We start from the raw sequence: 16,198 nt of genomic DNA, 5'->3' as shown, positions 1-16,198 counted from the left end.
ATCAAACCCGGGGGTATGGGGCAGTACGGGGTGAATTAGATGGCAGAGGAAAGAACGGGATCGTACGACAGTTTGCTCCGTGACACTAACAGGCTGCGACCCGATTTCCGCCGAACGCTGGACTCTCCCTACCACATCGGCGATGAGCTTTATGCCGCCCTGCGCCATGTGCTGCACGACGTCGGCGGCCAGCCCGACGTCCAGGTGCCGTACGAGGGCCGGCACGAGGCCGAGCGGCAGTGGGAGATGGACACCTACGTCACGTGCGAGTGCCTCGCCTGGCGCGGCGTGTGGAACGCCGAGATCCGGCGGCGCATGGAGAACGACCTCGGGGCCACCCAGTACTACGGGCTGCCCTACTACGCCCGGTGGGCCACGACCGCCGCCCGGGTGCTCGTGGAGAAGGGGATCATCACGACCGACGAGCTCGGAAGGAAGATCGACGAGATCCGGGCCCGTCGCGGGGAGGTGCTCTCATGAGACGGTTCAAGGTAGGAGATCGCGTCGTCATCCGCGACGAGACGACGCTGTTCCACACGCGCTGCCAGGTCTACATGCGCGGACGGATCGGCACCGTGGTCGAGGACAGGCCCGCCTGGGTCATCCCCGAGGACGAGGCGTGGGGCCGCGACGAGGAGGGCCGGCACGAGCCGTTCTACGTCGTCCGCTTCAATCAGACGGAGCTCTGGCCGGACTACGCCGGCCCCGACGTCGACACCCTGGAATCGGAATTCTCGGAACGCTGGCTGGAACCGGCCGGTGAGGGAGAACGACACCCATGAGCACCAACAGTCATGATCATCCGCACGCCCCGATCCAGGAGCCCGAGGGGACCGACGAGTTCGAGATCCTCGAGCTCGCCGTACGGGAACTGGCGATCGAGAAGGGCATCTTCTCCGCGGAGGACCACCGCCGCTTCTCCGAGTGGGCGGAAAGCCGCACCCCCATGCACGGATCGAAGCTGGTGGCCAAGGCCTGGCTCGATCCGGCGTTCAAAGAACGCCTGCTCACCGACGGGACGGAGGCTTCCAAGGAAGTGGGGGTGAACTGGCTCGATCCGACCGGGACGGGCACACCGAGCGACTACACCTACTTCTACGTCCTGGAGAACACCCCGGAGGTGCACAACGTGATCGTGTGCACGCTGTGCTCCTGCTATCCGAGACCGGTGCTCGGCATGTCACCCGACTGGTATCGGACCCCGAACTACCGGCGGCGGCTGGTGCGCCAGCCGCGCCAGGTGCTCGCGGAGTTCGGGCTGTTCCTCCCCGCCGACGTCGAGATACGCGTCCACGACTCCAACCAGAAGTCCCGGTTCATGGTCATGCCGATGCGCCCGGCGGGCACCGAGGGCTGGACCGAGGAGCAGCTCGCGGCCATCGTCACCCGGGACACGATGATCGGCGTCGCTCTGCCACAGCCGGGCTGGACGGCCGCGGAGGCGCCCCCGCGGTCCGGGCTCGCAGCTCCGGCGGTCTCCGGAGGTGGCGAGTGAACGGTGAGACGCCCTACGCGGTGCTCATGGAGACGCTCGACGCCATCGGGGAGCGCGGCGACACCGACCTGCCGTCACTGGACCGGGTCCGCACGCCGTGGGAACGCCGGATGCAGTCCACCTGCGAGTGCCTGGCCTCGGGAGGCGCGCTGGACACCCTGGAACGCCGGCAGACCGAGGACCGGCTCGGAGAGACCGTCTATCGCCGCTTCCCGGTCCACGCGCGTTCCGCGCTGGCCGTCGCGCACGCGCTGATGGACAAGGGCGTGTTCACGGAGAGCGAGCTCCGGTCCAAGATGGCGGAACTACGCGTCCGCTTCGGGGAGGGCTGACCCGGGACGACGGTCAGTCGTTCCGGCAGACCGAGCAGGGGGTGAGGCCCGCCTCGTCGGCCTCGGCCCGTGTCATGGTCTCGACGCCGGCGTCGTTCGTACCGGCGATCAGTGGGCAGCCGGCGGCGTGGTAGCGCCGGGTGCCGACCATGACCCGCACCTGCGTGTCCCCGTCCTCGGACGGTGTCACGGGCGTGGAGCCGGTGGTGGAGCCGGCCGAGGCCGCCAATCCGGCGCGCCCGGATTCACGGATCTCTGCCGGCTCCACCGGCTCTGCGGCCCCCGCGTGCGAGGGCGTGGGGGCGTCCGCGCCGGGCTCGCCCTGGTCCTGCTGGTCGTGCCGGTCCTTGTGAGCGTCGCCGGGCTCCTCCTCACCGTCCGTGGACGGCGGTGTGTCCTTCGCCGTCTCCGCGGCCTTGGACCGTGCGGGATCCCACGGCCGGGATCCCCGGCCTGGCCTGAACCAGTCGTGCTCCGCGGTGTCGGTGGCCGACTCGTCCGTCTCGTCGCCCGCAGGACCCGGGGACCGGCCGAACCAGTCCACCGGTCCTTGCTTGTCGCTCTCCCCGGACGGCTCGACTGGCTTGTCTCCCTCTCCGGACGGCTCGTCGGCGGACGGCTCGTCGGCGGACTCGGGCAGGCGCGGCCCCGGGACGCCGGGCTGAGGAGGCCGCGCGAAGGGCGACTCCGGATCAGCGGGCGTGGAGCGGGTCGGTTCCTGGCCGGTCGTGCCGGGGGTCCCGGCCGAAGGCGTCGTGGTCGAGGGCGTGGTGGTCGAGGGCGTGATGGTCGAGGGCGTCGGGGACGTGGTGCTCGTCGGAGTGGGCGTGGGGGCGGCTTCCGCGCGCAGGCTCGCCTCCTCCGGCTCCGCCGTACGGGCGGAGGCCTCGGGGAGGCAGGTGGTGCACGGGGTGAAGCCCTCCTCGCGCGCCTCCTCGTGGGTCAGCTCCTCGGTCTCTCGCCCGGCGAGCTGGCGGCAGGTGGCCAGGTGGAAGCGCTTGCGCCCGGGGATCACGAGGACGATCGCGTCGGGGGCGAGGCCGCGCCCCGGGACGGCGGGTGGCCACGCCATCGGTCCCGTCCGCTGGGGTGGAGGGGACGGGAAGGTCTGCGGGGGCAGCGCCCCCTGATGCGCGACCGGCGGTGCCGCCACCATGGGCGTCGCCACCGGATGCGCCGGCGCCCCTGCGAGGGCTCCGCCGTACGCCCCGCCCACGGCACCGACGTGCGCGAGCTGGGGCACGGACGAACCCTGGGGGGTGGGAGCCGTTCCCTCGGCGGCACGCCCGCCGGCCGGGAACAGCTCATGGCGCCTCAGCAGTGCCCCGATCAGCAGGCAGACCGCCGACAGCACGCTGACGACGATCGACCACATCACGAGAGGGGGTGTCCCCAGCACGACGCCCGCGATGAGCAGGACGATTGCGGCGAGGACCAGTGCGGCACTGATGAGGATCACGGGGGGTTCTCCGAGCTACCGGGTCCTTGTGGGACCCGCCACTGCTTACCGGCGGTCGTTGTGGGGGCCGTCGGGACCGGGAAAGGCGCCGGAATGCTGCGAGGGCTCCTGACCGAAGGGGTTGGGGGCGGCGCCCATCTGCTGCGGACCGGGGGCGACGGCGTGGGCCATGGCCGGGGCGGCGCCCACGATCGGGAAGCCTCCGCTGCCCTCACCGGCGACGTTCAGCTCGGCGAGCTGGTTCTCCAGGTAGAGCTTGAGGCGGCTGCGGTACTCACGCTCGAAGCTGCGCAGCTCCTCGACCTTGCGCTCCAGCTCGTCGCGGGTCTGCACCAGGGTGCCCATGGCCTGACGGTGCCGCTCCTGCGCGTCGCGCTCGAGCGTCTCCGCGCGGGCGCGGGCGTCGCCGATGATCTGCTCGGCCTGGCGACGGGCCTTGCCGAGGATGTCGTCGGCCTCACGCCTGGCGCGGGTCACCGTCTCGTCCGCCTCGCGGCGGGCGTCGGCGATCGCCTGGTCCGCCGTCTGCTGTGCGAGCGCGAGCACGCGGGCCGCGGTGTCCATGTTGTCTTCCGCGGGCGGCAGGCCCATGCCGACCGGCACCGGCTCGGGACGGGCCGGCTCCGGAGGCTTGATCGGCTCCGGCTGGGGGGCCATCATCTCGGGCTTCGGCTCGGCCACGGGGGCGGGCGCCATCTGCATGGCGCCGGGCATGCCCATGCCCCCGGGGACCTTGCCCCGGAGGCACTCGGCCAGCTTCGCGCGGAGCTCCTCGTTCTCCTGGATGAGTCGGTCCAACTCGGCCTCGACCTCGTCGAGGAACGCGTCGACCTCCTCCTCGTCGTACCCCGGCCTCAGCCGGGTGGTACTGAACTGCTTGTTCCGCACATCGGCGGGCGTCAACGGCATTTGGGTCTCCTTGGCGCGCTTGGAGTCTGTCCGGTCGGACGGTACCCGATCAACGAAGCGCGTTCACGACTTGGATCAAGACCAAAACCACAATGAACAGCACTGTGAAGCTCAGGTCAAAGGCCACCGTACCCAACCTGAGGGGCGGAATGAAACGGCGGAGGAACCTGAGAGGCGGGTCGGTCACCGTGTAGACGACCTCCGCCAGCACCAGGACGACCCCGGTGGGCCGCCAGGCGCGGGCGAACGCCTGCACCGTATCTATGATCATTCTGCCGATCAGCAGAACCAGGAAGAGGGTCAGGGCGATGACCAAGATCTCGCTAATGATCCCCACGGTCGAGCCCCACCTCCACTCGGTCCAGCCGTCCTCGGGCCGCTCGGGCTCCGTTCAGCCGGTCACTGTTCATGTAGGGAACTCTAGCTCTGGTTGAAGAAGCCGCGTTCCGCGATTCTGGCCTTGTCCTCGGCGGTCACCTCAACGTTGGCGGGGGACAACAGGAACACCTTGTTGGTAACACGTTCGATGCTGCCGTGTAGGCCAAAGACGAGACCTGCCGCGAAATCGACAAGGCGTTTCGCGTCGCTGTCGACCATCTCAGTCAGATTCATGATGACCGGTGTGCCCTCGCGGAAGTGCTCTCCGATCGTCCGCGCCTCGTTGTACGTCCGGGGGTGCAGGGTGGTGATGCGCGCCAGATCCGTCGTGCGGCGCTCAAGCACGGTCGTGGGGGGACGGGGGGCGGGGACGGCCGTCTCGGTGTCCTCGTCGCGCTCCAGAGGCCCGGCGTGCGTGCCCGAGGATCCGGCGAAGCCCCGCCGCGGCGACTCGTAGTCCTCGTCGCCGTACTCCTCGTCGGAGCCGTACTCTGCCGCGTACCTGTCTTCGTAGCGGTCGTCCTCCACGAGACCGAGGTAGACCGCCATCTTGCGCATCGCGCCGGCCATCGCTCGTCGTCCTCCGCGTTACTGGTGCCTTCAAGGTCCCTTCGGAAGGCCAGGGCGGTAGCCGTACCCCCCTTTGAGCTCACCGCTGATCGACCTCTGCCTGAGCGCGGACACCATGGTCCACTTGGGGGACATTACCTGACGAAGGGCTTTCTGCGGCCGAGCAACGCCGTACCGACTCGCAGGTGTGTCGCGCCGTTCATCACAGCCTGAGGGATGTCTCCACTCATTCCGGCCGATATGACGTCCGCGGCGGGATGTTCCTCGCGGATCCGCTCGGCGACGGCCCGCAGCCGGGCGAACGCCGCGCCCGGGTCCTCGCCCAGCGGGGCGACCGCCATCACCCCGCGCAGGCGCAGCCCCTCCGCCTTCGCGAGGAGCCCGGCGAGCGCCGGCGCCTCCTCGGGCGCGACGCCGCCGCGTCCCGCCCCCTCACCCAGTCCGACCTGGATGAGGCAGTCAACCTCGCGCCCCGCGCGCACGGCCTCGCGGCTCAGCGCGTCCACCAGGCGGGCGCGGTCCACCGAGTGGATCATGCGGGCGTAGGAGACGACGGAACGCACCTTGTTGGTCTGCAACTGGCCGATGAAGTGCCAGGTGAGGCCGAGACCGGCGCACTCGGCGGCCTTGGCCGCCGCCTCCTGGTCGCGGTTCTCCCCGACGTTCGACACGCCCAGCTCGGCGAGCAGCCGTACGTCGGAGGCCGGGTAGGTCTTGGTCACCGCGATCAGGGTGATCTCCGACCGCGACCGGCCGGCGGCCGCGCAGGCGTCCTCGACGCGCCGCTCCACCTCGGCCAGGGCCGCGGCCAGTTCCTCGCGCCGGTCACGCACGGACCGCGCCCCCGGCGGTGCGGGCCGGCGACGTCACTTGAGGAAGTCCGGCACGTCGAGCTCCTCCTCCTGCTCCTCGAACACCACCGGGCGCCGGGGACCCGGCTGCGAGGCCCTGGAGGTGATCGGGGTCGGCGGCTCGGGAGCGGGCCGCGGGATCGACAGCGGCCCGGTGGCGCCCTGGTCGCGTACGCCGTCGGCCTGCGCGTCGCGCGGGAACGGCGTGACCGGGTCGGCCTGCTGGGCCTGCGGCGCGGACGCCGTCTGCGGCGCGACCTGCTGGCTCGCGGGCTGGGCCTGCTGCGGGGCGGCGTTCACCGGCGTCGCGTTCACCGGCAGCGGGGTCACCGGCTGCGCCGGGCTCGCGGGCTGGGCGGGAGCGGGCTGCGCCACGGTCGCCGGCCGCACGGGCGGCTGCGCGGTCTCCGCGCGCGGCTCCGGCTTGGCCGGGGCGGGCGCGGGACGCGCGGCGGGCGCGGGCTGCGCGGGCCGGGCGGACTGCTGCGGGCGCGACAGCGGCGCGGCCACCGGCTTGGCCGGGGCGGGCTCGTCGAAGCCGGCCGCGATGACCGTGACCCGCACCTCGTCGCCGAGCGCGTCGTCGATGACCGTGCCGAAGATGATGTTGGCGTCGACCGCGGCGGCGTTGCTGACGAGCTGCGCCGCCTCGTTGATCTCGAAGAGGCCGAGGTCGGAGCCGCCCGCGATGGACAGCAGCACGCCGTGGGCGCCGTCGATGCTCGCCTCCAGCAGCGGGCTGGAGACCGCCATCTCGGCGGCGGCGACCGACCGGTCGTCGCCCCTGGCGTGGCCGATGCCCATGAGGGCGGAGCCCGCCCCCGACATGACCGACTTCACGTCGGCGAAGTCCAGGTTGATCAGACCGGGCGTGGTGATGAGGTCGGTGATGCCCTGCACACCGGACAGCAGCACCTGGTCGGCGGCCTTGAAGGCGTCGAGCACGCTCACCTGGCGGTCGGAGATCGACAGCAGCCGGTCGTTCGGAATGACGATCAGCGTGTCGACCTCCTCGCGGAGGGTCTCTATGCCGGCCTCGGCCTGCATCGCCCGGCGCTTGCCCTCGAAGCTGAAGGGCCGGGTGACGACTCCTATCGTGAGTGCGCCGAGCGAGCGGGCGATGCTGGCCACGACCGGCGCGCCACCGGTGCCGGTGCCGCCTCCCTCGCCCGCGGTCACGAAGACCATGTCGGCGCCCTTGAGGACCTCCTCGATCTCCTCGCGGTGGTCCTCGGCGGCCTTGCGGCCCACCTCCGGGTTGGCGCCCGCGCCGAGGCCCCGGGTGAGCTCGCGCCCCACGTCGAGCTTCACGTCGGCGTCACTCATCAGCAGCGCCTGGGCGTCAGTGTTGATGGCGATGAACTCGACGCCCTTGAGTCCCTCCTCGATCATCCGGTTGACGGCGTTCACTCCGCCGCCGCCGATGCCGACGACCTTGATGACCGCGAGGTAGTTTTGCGGTGCTGCCACGACGAGGGGCCTTTCCGCTCGTTTGCGTTTCATGCGGGCAGGGCCCGCGTGTCTTCTGAACTCTCACCCTCAAGTTGAGATTTAGAGTTATGTCAACCTGAGGATTGATACGGACAGTAGGGTTGCGCGTCCCCCAGGGTCAACTAACCGCGCCGCAAGGCCGTCCGGCGTGTCGCGGGCTGTCCTATTCGCACGATGCCCCGCCCTGCGAAGGACTGCGATCACGCGTTCCCGGTCCGTGAGAAATCTCACCTGACCGTCACCACCTGCGGCGAGCTGACATCGTAGCTGGTTCCCGGCTTGGCGAGCGCGGCGAGCAGGACGCGTCCCTTCTGCGCCGAGCGCCCCGCGTCACCCCAGGTGACCGTCCGGCCGTCCGTGAGCTTCAGCGTTATCGACCGGGGCGAGGGGACGCGCACCTCCCGCAGCCGTTCCAGCACGCTCTCCGGCAGTGCCCGCAGCACGGTGAGCCCGGCCCTGGTCGCGGGGTCGTCCGCGGCCGCCCGCTGGACCCGCAGCACCGGCAGCCGGGGCGGCGCCACCGTCACCTGCTGCAGGACGACCCCGTAGCGGTCGACCACCGCCGTCGTCTCGCCCAGGGGCACGGCGGCGGCGGGCACGCGCTCGACCACGCTGACGCGCAACGTCCCCGGCCAGCCGCGGTCGACGGAGGCGGACTCGACCGTCACCATGGCCCGGAGCCGACGTTCGACGGCGGCCAGGTCCACCGTGGCGAGCGGCGTGCCCGTCCGCACCCCCGCCGCCTGACGCACCTGCTCGGCGGGAATGCGGCTGTTGCCGGTGACCTCGACCTCCCGCACGCCGAGTACGGGCGAGAAGAACACGACCCACGTGGCGACGCCCACCACCCCGCCGGTCAGCAGGGTGGCGAGGGCCGAACGCCGGACCGCCCGCCTCACCTGTCCCCCACGCTCCGGTCCCCCACGCTCCGGCTCACCTCGCGGACAGCTCCGCGACGATCCTCGGGCCCAGCTCCGTCACGTCTCCCGCGCCCATCGTGAGCACGATGTCGCCGGCGCGGGCCAGGCCGGCGACGAGCGCCGGCACGGCCTGCCGGTCGGGCGCGTAGACGACTTGCCCGGCGGGGAGCGAGACCTTCCCCGCGACGAGCGCGCCGGAGACCCCGGGCTCGGGATCCTCGCGGGCGCCGTACACGTCCAGCACGACCACCTCGTCGGCGAGGCCGAGCGCCGCGCCGAACTCGTCGGCGAAGAAGCGCGTGCGCGAGTAGAGGTGCGGCTGGAAGACCGCGATGACCCGGCCGTCGCCTGACACCACGTCGCGGGCGGCGCGCAGGTCGGCGGTCAGCTCGGTCGGGTGGTGGGCGTAGCTGTCGTAGACCGTCACGCCCCCGGCCTCGCCCTTCGACTCGAACCGCCGCTTGGCCCCGCCGAACGCGGCCAGCCCTTCCTTGACATCGTCGAAGCGCAGACCGAGGTGAAGGGCCACGGCGATCACCGCGGTGGCGTTGAGCGCGTTGTGCCTGCCCGGCACGGCGAGACGCACCTCGCCGCGTCCGGGTCCCCCCGGCGCGCCGGGGCCGAGCTCCACGGCGAAGTCGACGCCGAAGCCGCGCGGCACGACGCCGGTCGCGCGCAGGTCGGCTCCCTCGCTCTCGCCGTACGTCACGACGGTCAGGCCGCGCTCGCGCGCGATCGGCACGAGGGCGGCGGCGCCCGGGTCGTCGGCGCAGACCACGAGCAGCGACCCGATCCGCTCGACGAAGCGGGCGAAGCTGTCGTGCACGGCCTGGGGGTCGCCGTAGTTGTCGAGGTGGTCGGCCTCGACGTTGGTGACCACGGCGATGCCGGGCGCGAGCATGAGGAACGAGCCGTCGCTCTCGTCGGCCTCCGCCACGAACACGTCGCCCGCGCCGTCGTCGGCGCCGAGCCCGGTCGTCACGAGCTGCCCGCCGACGCAGTACGACGGGTCCTGCCCGCATTTCTGCAACGCGACCGTGAGCATCGAGGTGGTCGTGGTCTTGCCGTGGGTGCCCGCGACGGCGATGCCGGTGCGGCCGGCCATGACCGACGCCAGCGCGGCGGCGCGGGGGATCACCCGCAGGTCCTGCCGCAGCGCCTCCCCCAGCTCGGGGTTGGAGTCGCGGATCGCGGTGGACACCACGACCGTGTCCACGTCCTTGATGTGGGAGGCGGCGTGGCCGACGTGGATGACCGCGCCCAGCTCGCGCAGCTCGGTCAGCTGCTCAGAGGGCCGCGCGTCGCTGCCCGACACCGGCACGCCCCGCTTGAGCAGGATCCTGGCGATGCCGGACATGCCGGCGCCACCGATGCCGATGAAGTGCACCCGTCCCAGGTCGGCCGCGGGAACGGGATCCACGAGCTTGACGAGACTCATCGGTGAGCGATCTCCAGCACCTTGCGGGCGAGTGTCATGTCGGCGTCCTTGCGGCCCATCCGCGACGCGGCCTCGGACATCGCGACCACGCGCTCGGGGTCGTTCAGGATCGGCAGCAGCGTCTCGACGATCCAGGCGGCCGACAGCTCCGCGTCGTCGACGATCAGGCCGCCCCCGGCCCGCGCGATGGGCTCGGCGTTGAGGCGCTGCTCGCCGTTGCCGTGCGGCAGCGGCACGAACGCCGCGGGCAGCCCCACGGCGGTGAGCTCCGCGCAGGTCATGGCGCCCGCGCGGGACAGCACGAGGTCGGCGGCGGCGTAGGCGAGGTCCATCCGGTCGACGTACGGCAGGATCACGTACTGCGGGTCGCCCGGCGGGGGCTCCACCTCGACCGTGTTCTTGGGCCCGATCACGTGCAGCACCTGGACTCCGGCGGCCCTCAGGTAGGGCGCGGCCTCCAGCGCCGCCTGGTTGATGGAGCGGGCGCCCTGCGAGCCGCCGAACACGAGCAGCGTCACCCGGTCGGACTCCAGCCCGAAGTACGACCGCGCCTTGTCGCCCATCGACAGCCGGTCCATCATGCTGATCTCGCGGCGCAGCGGGATGCCGATGTACTCGGCGTTGGGGAGCGCGGCCTCCGGGTGACCGGTGAAGACGTGCTCGGTGAGACGGGCGCCGAGCCGGTTGGCCAGGCCGGGCCGCGGGTTCGCCTCGTGGATCACGATCGGCACCCCGCGCCTGCGGGCGCCGAGGTAGCCGGGCGTGGCGACGTATCCCCCGAAGCCGACCAGGACGTCCGCGCCGACCTTGTCGAGGATGGCCGCGGCGCTGCCGATGGCCCCGGCGAGACGGCCTGGCACGGTCAGGAGCTTGGGGCTGAGCGAGCGGGGCAGCGGCACGGCGGGCACGAGTTCGAGCTCGTAGCCCCGGGCGGGCACCAGGCGTGTCTCCAGGCCGCGCTCGGTGCCGAGGCAGGTGATGCCGATCCTCGGGTCGATCCGGCGAAGCGCGTCGGCCAGCGCGAGCGCCGGCTCGATATGGCCGGCCGTCCCGCCGCCGGCGAGGACCACCCTCATGTCACTCCCTGTTCTCGCGGATGTTCTCGCGTATGCCGTCGCGGATGTCGCCGCGTGGTTCCCTGCGTGCCGCCCGCTGCCGGACGGGCGCCCGCGAGGCCGCGGGCCGCCGCCTGGCGCGGCCGTTCAGGCCAAGCCAGCTTAGAGCCCGCGCGGCCGGTCCCGGGCCACGGGCGGCGAGGGCCTCGGCCGCCCCGGGCTCCTGCTTGGCGAACGACAGCAGCATGCCGAGCGCCGACAGCGTCGGCAGCAGCGCCGATCCGCCGTACGACACCAGGGGCAGCGGGATGCCGGTGACAGGGAAGACCCCGATGACCGCGCCGATGTTGACGACGGCCTGGCCGCAGACCCAGGCGGTGGCGGCGGTCGCGGACAGGCGGACGAACGGGTCCTTCGTCCGCATGGCGATGCGCAGCCCCGCGTAGCCGAGCAGGCCGAACAGCGCGATCACCACGAGCGTCCCCATCAGCCCGAGCTCCTCGCCGATGATGGAGAAGATGAAGTCGCTCTCGGCGTGGGGCACGTAGTTCCACTTCTGCCGGCTTTGTCCCAGCCCGATGCCGAACCAGCCGCCCGACCCGATCGCCATCAGGCCCTGGACAGACTGGAACCCCTCGTCCTGCGCCGTGTCCCACGGGTGCAGGAAGCCGGTCAGGCGGTCGAGCCGGTACGGCTCGGCGATGATCATAGTGGCGGTCGCCAGCACGAGCAGCGCGAGGATCCCGCCGAACAGCCGCACCGGCGCGCCGACCACCCACAGCAGCGCCAGGAAGATCAGCATGAGCACCAGCGTCGTGCCGAGGTCGCGCCCCAGCATGACCAGGACGGCCAGCAGGGCCACGCCCGGCATCAGCGGGATCAGCAGCTGACGCCACTCGATGCGGCCGCCCCGCGCCCGCGTCGCGAGCAGGTCCGCCCCCCACAGCACCAGGGCCAGCTTCGCCGGCTCCGACGGCTGGACGGAGAACGGGCCGATGACGATCCACCGCTGCGCGCCCAGCAACTCCTGGCCGAGGAAGATCACCATCAGCAGGCCGAGGATCGACAGGCCCATCAGCGGATAGCCGGCCAGGCGGAAGAACCGCTGCGGCAGCCGGGCGCAGATCCACATCAGGGGAAGCCCGATCGCCACGGACGTGACCTGCTTGAGGAACCAGTAGAACGGGTCGCCGGTCCGCTGCAGCGCCTCGATGCTCGACGCCGACAGCACCATCATCAGCCCGAGCGCCAGCAGCAGCGCGCTGCAGCCGAGCACCAGATGGTAGGACGTCAGCGGGCGGCCGAGCAGCTCACGCAGCGCGGCGAGCTGGGCGGCGGCCCAGCCGACAGGCTCCGGGCCCCGGCGATCGGCCTCTTTGCGGTCGGCCTCTTTGCGGTCGGCCTCAGCGCGATCGGCCCTCTGGCGATCGGTCTTCCGCGGGGCCGCGGCGCCGGCCGGGCCGGTCGCGGCGGGGCCCGTCACCGGGCCGCCAGCCGCCGCACGGCTCGGGCGAAGGCCTCCCCACGCGCTCCGTACCCGGCGAACATGTCCAGCGAGGCCCCGGCGGGGGCGAGCAGCACGGTGTCGCCCGGAGTGGCGAGCCGGGCGGCTTCGGCGACGACGCGGTCCATGACCCCAGTGTCTTGCTCCGGCACGTCCACGACGGGGACATTCGCGGCGTGTCGCGCCAATGCGCGGTGGATCACATCCCGGTCCGCCCCCAGCAGCACCGCGCCGCGCAGCCTGGGCGCGGCCTGCCGTACGAGGTCGTCGACGTCGGCGCCCTTGAGCTGACCGCCCGCGATCCACACGACCGACTCGTACGCGGCAAGCGACGCGGCGGCCGCGTGCGGGTTGGTCGCCTTGGAATCGTCCACGTAGTCGACCTCGCCGACCCTCGCCACGTGCTCGATCCTGTGCGGGTCGGGCGTGAACTCCCGCAGGCCGCGGCGCACCGCCTCGGGCGGCACGCCGTACGAGCGGGCCAGGGCGGCCGCCGCGAGCGCGTTGGCCACGTTGTGCGGCGCGAACGGCCGCACGTCGGCGAGGCAGGCCAGCTCCTCCGCCGAGGTCACGGGATCGGCCACGAAGGCCCGGTCGACGAGCAGGTCCTCCACGACCCCCAGCTGCCCCGGCCTGGGCACGGCGAGCGTGAAGCCCACCCGAGAGCCGTACGGCTCGGCCAGGCGGGAGGACCACGCGTCGTCGGCGTTGTAGACCACGGTCCCCGCGTGGGCGAAGACGCGGGCCTTGGCCGCGGCGTACTCCTCCATCGAGCCGTGCCAGTCGATGTGGTCGGGCGCCACGTTGAGCACGGCCGCCGCGAGCGGGGCCGGGGTCGAGGACCAGTGGAGCTGGAAGCTCGACAGCTCCACGGCGAGCACGTCGTACGGCCCGTCCACGCCCTCCACGATGGGGACGCCGACGTTGCCCACGGCCAGCGTCTTGTGCCCGGCGGCGGACAGCATGGAGGCGAGCATGCGGACCGCGGTGGTCTTGCCGTTGGTGCCGGTCAGCGCGAGCCACGGGGCCGCGGGCTCCCGCCGCAGCCGCCAGGCCAGCTCGACCTCCCCGATGACCTCGACGCCCGCGTCCGCGGCGGCGGCGAGCAGCGGGGTGGTGGGCCGCCAGCCCGGCGAGGTGACCAGGAGCGAGGTCCCGGCGGGCAGGACGGGCTCGCCGAAGCGCACTTCCACGCCGAGCGCGGCGAGCTCGGCGGCCGTCGCGCGCTGCCGCTCGCCGTCCGCGGCCTCCAGCACGGTCACCCGCTCGCCGCGGGCGGCCAGCGCGCGCGCCGCGGCGGCGCCCGACACGCCGAGGCCGGCGACGACGACGTTCACTGTTTCGGCATCCATTCGAGGTAGAACAGTCCGAGACCGGCGGCGACGCACAGGGCGGCGATCAGCCAGAACCGCACCACGATCGTCGTCTCGGCCCAGCCGGACAGCTCGAAGTGGTGCTGGAGCGGCGCCATCCTGAAGACCCGTTTGCGGGTCAGCTTGAAGGACCCCACCTGGATGATCACTGACATCGTGATGATCGCGAACAGGCCGCCCAGGATGACGAGCAGGAGCTGGGTCCTGGTCGTGAAGGCCAGGCCGGCGATGACGCCGCCGAGCGCCAGCGAGCCCGTGTCACCCATGAAGATCTTGGCGGGCGGGGCGTTCCACCACAGGAAGCCCAGACAGGCCCCTAGGACCGCCGCCGCGACCACCGCCAGGTCGAGCGGATCTCGCACCCAGTAGCAGTTGGGGCCGAAGCCGACCGTCGTGCAGCTGTTGCGCAGCTGCCAGTTCCCGATCAGCACGTACGCCGCGAGCACCAGGCAGGTGGCGCCGGAGGCGAGGCCGTCGAGGCCGTCGGTCAGGTTCACCGCGTTCGAGAAGCCCACGATGAAGAACACGACCCAGATCATGAACCCGATCAGCCCGATCGACGGCCCGATGTCCCGCAGGAACGACACCCGCGTCTCCGCGGGGGTCACGGCGTAGGCGTTGGGGAACCGCAGGACGAGCACCGCGAAGATCGCGCCGATGACGAGCTGCCCGGCCGCCTTGGCGCCGCTGCGCAGGCCCAGGCTCCGCTGCTTGTAGATCTTGATGAAGTCGTCGAGGAAGCCGACCGCGCCGAGGCCCGTCATCAGGAAGAGCACCAGCAGTCCCGAGGCCGTCGGGGGGTCGGCGACATCCGAGAAGACGGTCACCCCGTGGGCGACGAAGTAGCCGATCAGCGACGCGATGACGATCACCGTGCCGCCCATCGTGGGAGTGCCCTTCTTGTCGTAGTGACCCGACGGCCCCTCCTCCCGGATGTTCTGGCCGTAGCCCCTGCGGGCGAACAGCCGGATGGCCAGCGGCGTGCCGACCATGGACAGAATCAGCGAGATCGCCCCCGCGATGAGGATGTTCCTCACCGGGCGTCACCTCCGAGGATCGCCTCGGCGACCCGCTCGAGCCCGGCCGCACGCGGCCCCTTCACCAGCACCACGTCGCCCGGCGCCAGCCGGTCGGACAGCACCCCGGCCGCCGTCGCGACGTCGGGCGCGTAGATCGCGCCGGGAGCGCCCGCGAGCACGGGCTCGGCGTCCTCCCCCACGACGACCAGCGCCTCCAGCCCGACGCCGGCGGCGAGCCGCCCGAACTCCTCGTTCAGCGCCGCTCCCTCCTCGCCCAGCTCGCGCATCGCGGCGATGACCGCGAACCGCCGCCGCCCCTCGCCGATGACCGCGAGGCTGGCGATGGCGGCCCGCACGGAGTCGGGGCTGGCGTTGTACGCGTCGTTGATCACGGTCACGCCGCCGGGCCGCTCGGTGACCTCCATGCGCCACCGGCTGCGCGGCTCGGCCGCGGACAGCTCCTCGGCGATGTCCGCCGTCGGCAGGCCCAGTTCGTGGGCCGCCGCCGCCGCGGCGAGCGCGTTGGACACGAGGTGCGCGCCGTGCAGGCGCAGCCGCACCGGCGCCGCGCCGGACGGCGTGCGCAGGGTGAACGAGGCGCGGCCCGTCGCGTCCAGCGTCTCGTCCTCCGCCCGCACCTGCGCCTCCGGCGAGCGCCCGAAGTAGGTCACCCGCGCGCGCGTACGACCGGCCATCGCGCGCACCAGCGGGTCGTCGGCGTTGAGCACGGCGACCCCGTCGGCGGGCAGCGCCTCGACCAGCTCGCCCTTGGCGCGGGCGATCGCCTCCTTGCCGCCGAACACGCCGAGGTGCGCGGCGCCGACGTTGAGCACCACGCCCACGCGGGGCGGGGCGATCTTCGCGAGGTAGGCGATGTGGCCGACGTTGCGGGCGCTCAGCTCCAGGACCAGGAACCGGGTGGCCTCGTCGGCCTTCAGCACGGTCAGCGGGTGGCCGATCTCGTTGTTGAACGAGCCGACGGGGGCGATGGTGGGGCCGAGCCGGGCGGTGAGACCGGCCATCAGGTCCTTGGTCGTGGTCTTGCCGGCGGACCCGGTCACGCCGACCACGGTCGCGGCGGGCAACTCCGCCACCACGGCGGCGGCCAGCGAGGCCAGGGCCGCGAGCGGATCGTCGACGATCACGGCAGGCGCCTCGACGGGCCGGGTGGCGAGGACGGCGACGGCGCCGGCGTCGTGGGCCTGCCGGGCGAAGTCGTGCCCGTCGGCCCGCTCTCCCTTGATCGCCACGAACAGCGAGCCCGGTCCTGCCGCCCGTGAGTCGATCACGACGGGTCCCCGGACGACGGCCGAGGGGTCGGCGAGCGCGTTCAGCGCCCCGGACGTGATCTCGGCGACCCGGGCCAGCGGCAACGGGATCATGGTCTCTTTCCTGCTCTCTTTC

17 protein-coding genes are annotated in these 16,198 nt (G+C 72.3%); 4 read left to right on the top strand and 13 right to left on the bottom strand.

The features are described from left to right. Positions 1 to 168 precede the first annotated feature (168 nt). From HHX31_RS34930 to HHX31_RS03355, 4 genes are read left to right on the top strand one after another with little or no spacing between them, the layout of a single operon-like run. Positions 169 to 480, top strand: a complete 312-nt coding sequence (locus tag HHX31_RS34930; protein WP_311931324.1) for an SH3-like domain-containing protein — start codon at positions 169 to 171, stop codon at positions 478 to 480. After that, a complete protein-coding gene (locus tag HHX31_RS34925) occupies positions 477 to 782 on the top strand; it encodes an SH3-like domain-containing protein (protein ID WP_169944857.1) in 306 nt (101 codons plus the stop codon). The genes HHX31_RS34930 and HHX31_RS34925 overlap by 4 nt, the downstream gene beginning before the upstream one ends. After that, positions 779 to 1,495: a thiocyanate hydrolase subunit gamma gene (gene scnC / locus HHX31_RS03360; protein WP_169944856.1), complete on the top strand. Its 717-nt coding sequence runs from the start codon at positions 779 to 781 to the stop codon at positions 1,493 to 1,495. Before HHX31_RS34925 ends, scnC begins: the two co-directional genes overlap by 4 nt. Then, positions 1,492 to 1,827, top strand: a complete 336-nt coding sequence (locus HHX31_RS03355) for an SH3-like domain-containing protein (RefSeq protein ID WP_311931321.1) — start codon at positions 1,492 to 1,494, stop codon at positions 1,825 to 1,827. The genes scnC and HHX31_RS03355 overlap by 4 nt, the downstream gene beginning before the upstream one ends. Positions 1,828 to 1,840: 13 nt before the next feature. Here the strand turns inward: HHX31_RS03355 and HHX31_RS03350 are convergent, their stop codons facing one another. The 13 genes from HHX31_RS03350 to murF form a co-directional block, all read right to left on the bottom strand. Then, a complete protein-coding gene (locus HHX31_RS03350) occupies positions 1,841 to 3,286 on the bottom strand; it encodes a hypothetical protein (RefSeq protein WP_169944854.1) in 1,446 nt (481 codons plus the stop codon). Positions 3,287 to 3,331: 45 nt separating this feature from the next. Next, positions 3,332 to 4,195 (bottom strand): DivIVA domain-containing protein, encoded by an 864-nt coding sequence (locus HHX31_RS03345; protein ID WP_169944852.1) that lies wholly within the window; start codon positions 4,193 to 4,195, stop codon positions 3,332 to 3,334. Positions 4,196 to 4,244: 49 nt separating this feature from the next. Next, the gene (locus HHX31_RS03340) at positions 4,245 to 4,532 is read right to left on the bottom strand and encodes a YggT family protein (protein ID WP_169944850.1); all 288 of its coding nucleotides are present in this window, start codon (positions 4,530 to 4,532) and stop codon (positions 4,245 to 4,247) included. A gap of 83 nt (positions 4,533 to 4,615) precedes the next feature. After that, positions 4,616 to 5,143 carry a cell division protein SepF gene (locus tag HHX31_RS03335; RefSeq protein WP_169944848.1) on the bottom strand — a complete coding sequence of 176 codons (528 nt, stop codon included), beginning with the start codon at positions 5,141 to 5,143 and terminating at the stop codon, positions 4,616 to 4,618. Between the two features lie 134 nt (positions 5,144 to 5,277). Next, positions 5,278 to 5,976: a YggS family pyridoxal phosphate-dependent enzyme gene (locus tag HHX31_RS03330; RefSeq protein ID WP_169944846.1), complete on the bottom strand. Its 699-nt coding sequence runs from the start codon at positions 5,974 to 5,976 to the stop codon at positions 5,278 to 5,280. 33 nt (positions 5,977 to 6,009) lie between these two features. Continuing rightward, positions 6,010 to 7,464, bottom strand: coding sequence for a cell division protein FtsZ (gene ftsZ / locus HHX31_RS03325; protein ID WP_169944844.1), 1,455 nt, complete (start codon positions 7,462 to 7,464; stop codon positions 6,010 to 6,012). 248 nt (positions 7,465 to 7,712) lie between these two features. Further along, positions 7,713 to 8,384, bottom strand: a complete 672-nt coding sequence (locus HHX31_RS03320; protein WP_169944842.1) for an FtsQ-type POTRA domain-containing protein — start codon at positions 8,382 to 8,384, stop codon at positions 7,713 to 7,715. Between the two features lie 34 nt (positions 8,385 to 8,418). Continuing rightward, complete coding sequence (gene murC, locus HHX31_RS03315; RefSeq protein WP_169944840.1) at positions 8,419 to 9,843, bottom strand: UDP-N-acetylmuramate--L-alanine ligase; 1,425 nt, start codon at positions 9,841 to 9,843, stop codon at positions 8,419 to 8,421. Beyond that, positions 9,840 to 10,919, bottom strand: coding sequence for an undecaprenyldiphospho-muramoylpentapeptide beta-N-acetylglucosaminyltransferase (gene murG / locus HHX31_RS03310; RefSeq protein WP_169944838.1), 1,080 nt, complete (start codon positions 10,917 to 10,919; stop codon positions 9,840 to 9,842). Before murG ends, murC begins: the two co-directional genes overlap by 4 nt. A 1-nt stretch (position 10,920) precedes the next feature. Beyond that, positions 10,921 to 12,381 (bottom strand): putative lipid II flippase FtsW, encoded by a 1,461-nt coding sequence (ftsW, locus tag HHX31_RS03305; protein ID WP_169944836.1) that lies wholly within the window; start codon positions 12,379 to 12,381, stop codon positions 10,921 to 10,923. Continuing rightward, the gene (gene murD, locus HHX31_RS03300; protein ID WP_169944835.1) at positions 12,378 to 13,754 is read right to left on the bottom strand and encodes a UDP-N-acetylmuramoyl-L-alanine--D-glutamate ligase; all 1,377 of its coding nucleotides are present in this window, start codon (positions 13,752 to 13,754) and stop codon (positions 12,378 to 12,380) included. Before murD ends, ftsW begins: the two co-directional genes overlap by 4 nt. Beyond that, positions 13,736 to 14,812 (bottom strand): phospho-N-acetylmuramoyl-pentapeptide-transferase, encoded by a 1,077-nt coding sequence (gene mraY / locus HHX31_RS03295; protein ID WP_169944833.1) that lies wholly within the window; start codon positions 14,810 to 14,812, stop codon positions 13,736 to 13,738. Before mraY ends, murD begins: the two co-directional genes overlap by 19 nt. Next, positions 14,809 to 16,176, bottom strand: coding sequence for a UDP-N-acetylmuramoyl-tripeptide--D-alanyl-D-alanine ligase (murF, locus tag HHX31_RS03290; RefSeq protein ID WP_169944831.1), 1,368 nt, complete (start codon positions 16,174 to 16,176; stop codon positions 14,809 to 14,811). Before murF ends, mraY begins: the two co-directional genes overlap by 4 nt. Positions 16,177 to 16,198: the final 22 nt, after the last annotated feature.

It is taken from the genome of Microbispora sp. H11081 (genome assembly GCF_012999535.1).
Classification (GTDB): domain Bacteria; phylum Actinomycetota; class Actinomycetes; order Streptosporangiales; family Streptosporangiaceae; genus Microbispora.
Note: the sequence above shows the minus strand (reverse complement) of the source record. Positions and strands in the feature narration are given on the sequence as shown.

What these genes read in the sequence shown, in the direction of transcription:
- HHX31_RS34925 (WP_169944857.1), top strand. Translation starts at nt 477, where the DNA reads ATGAGACGGTTCAAGGTAGGAGATCGCGTCGTCATCCGCGACGAGACG.
- scnC (WP_169944856.1), top strand. Translation starts at nt 779, where the DNA reads ATGAGCACCAACAGTCATGATCATCCGCACGCCCCGATCCAGGAGCCC.
- HHX31_RS03345 (WP_169944852.1), bottom strand. Translation starts at nt 4,195, where the DNA reads ATGCCGTTGACGCCCGCCGATGTGCGGAACAAGCAGTTCAGTACCACC.
- HHX31_RS03335 (WP_169944848.1), bottom strand. Translation starts at nt 5,143, where the DNA reads ATGGCCGGCGCGATGCGCAAGATGGCGGTCTACCTCGGTCTCGTGGAG.
- murC (WP_169944840.1), bottom strand. Translation starts at nt 9,843, where the DNA reads ATGAGTCTCGTCAAGCTCGTGGATCCCGTTCCCGCGGCCGACCTGGGA.
- murG (WP_169944838.1), bottom strand. Translation starts at nt 10,919, where the DNA reads ATGAGGGTGGTCCTCGCCGGCGGCGGGACGGCCGGCCATATCGAGCCG.
- murD (WP_169944835.1), bottom strand. Translation starts at nt 13,754, where the DNA reads ATGGATGCCGAAACAGTGAACGTCGTCGTCGCCGGCCTCGGCGTGTCG.
- murF (WP_169944831.1), bottom strand. Translation starts at nt 16,176, where the DNA reads ATGATCCCGTTGCCGCTGGCCCGGGTCGCCGAGATCACGTCCGGGGCG.